A 1,357-nucleotide genomic window follows, 5' to 3' on the forward strand; every position below is an offset into this window, starting at 1 on the left:
CCGGGCTGGGGGGCGCCGCCCTGGCCGGCGGCGGAACCCGCCCCTGGCGGCGATGCGAAGCCCTGCCGGAACACGCCCGCGCCGGACAGGCGCGTGCCGTCCACCGTGGCGCTCAGCTCCGGCACGGCCACCTGCCCGTCCTCGATCACCAGCCGGGCACGGCCATCCGCGTGTTGCAGCCGGTCCGGCGCCAGGCTCGGCAACGGCCAGCCCAGCGCCGCCAGCGTCGCCCGCAGCTCCTCGCTGCGGAAATCCAGCACCGTCTCCAGCCGCTTGCCGGCGGTCGCGCCGTTCATCGTCACCTGGGTCTCGCCCGGCAAAACAGCGGAGGCATCGGTCAGGCTCAGCCGGTCCCCGTCGCGGAAGACGGAGGCACGCAGGCGCCGCAGCGGCACGCCGCGCAGGGTCGCCGCCTCCACCGAGAAATCCAGGCCGAAGGGCAGGCCGCCGCCGGCGCGCAGGCTGTTCTGCCAGGGATCGAGGTTCAGCCGCCCGGCCGCCAGCGACAGGTCCAGCCGGGGCTGCGGTCGCAGCCGCAGCGTCATCGCCCCGCGCGCCGGGTTGCCGTTGAAATCGAGGTCCAGCCCATCCGCGATGATCAGGTCGGCCGAGGCGGAAAGCCGCCCCTGCGCCCGGAAGGGCCCCGGCGGCCCCGGCAGCATCAGCGAGAGATCCGGCCCCGAGGCCTCGATCCGCCCCTCCAGCCCGCCCTCGGGTGGCAGGGTGCCGCGCGCCGCGAGCGTGGTGCCGCCGGAAGACAGCGTCAGGTCCAGCGGCATGGTGCCGTCGAAGCCCGCCCGGCCCAGCGTGGCGTCGAAGCGCACCTCCCTCCCGGCCCAGACCTCCATGGGCACGAAGCTGCCGGTGGCGCGCATCGCCTCGGAATAGGAGCCGGCGGAGAGCTTCGCCCGCACCCGTTCGAAGACCATGCTGCCGATGGTGAGACGGCTGTCCACCACCTCCGCCTGGAAGGAGGCCAGCGAGGCGGAGAAGGCGAAGCTCGGCACCGGCGGCCAGGGCAGGCGGATATCCGCCCCGACCAGCGTCAGCTCGCGCGGCGCCATGCGCCCGGCCAGCAGGGACCAGCCATCCAGCTTCAGGTTCAGCGCCCGTGCGCCGAAGCCCAGCGAGGCTTCCGGCAACCCGACCGTGACGCCCTCGGCCTCCAGCATCGGCTCCGGCAGCAGGGTCAGATGGACCGGGCCGGACAGTGTCACCGCCATGCCCAGCCGCTGCGCCGCCAGGCTGGCGAGCTGGCCGCGCCAGGCGGTCCAGTCGAGCAGGCGTGGCGCGAACCAGAGGCCGGCCAGCGCCAGGGCGAGCACCGCCGCCGCCGCCGCGCCGAGGCGGCGTGGGG

The 1,357-nt window shown here is 75.3% G+C and carries 1 protein-coding gene; it reads right to left on the reverse strand.

Features of this window, described 5'->3' with window-relative positions; all coding sequences use genetic code 11:
- Nucleotides 1–1,357, reverse strand: a 1,357-nt coding sequence (locus ROTAS13_RS27590; RefSeq protein ID WP_171979240.1) for a hypothetical protein, incomplete at both ends; no start/stop codon positions are given.

Origin of the sequence: Roseomonas sp. TAS13 (assembly GCF_001950415.1) — a bacterium.
GTDB lineage: Bacteria > Pseudomonadota > Alphaproteobacteria > Acetobacterales > Acetobacteraceae > Roseomonas > Roseomonas mucosa.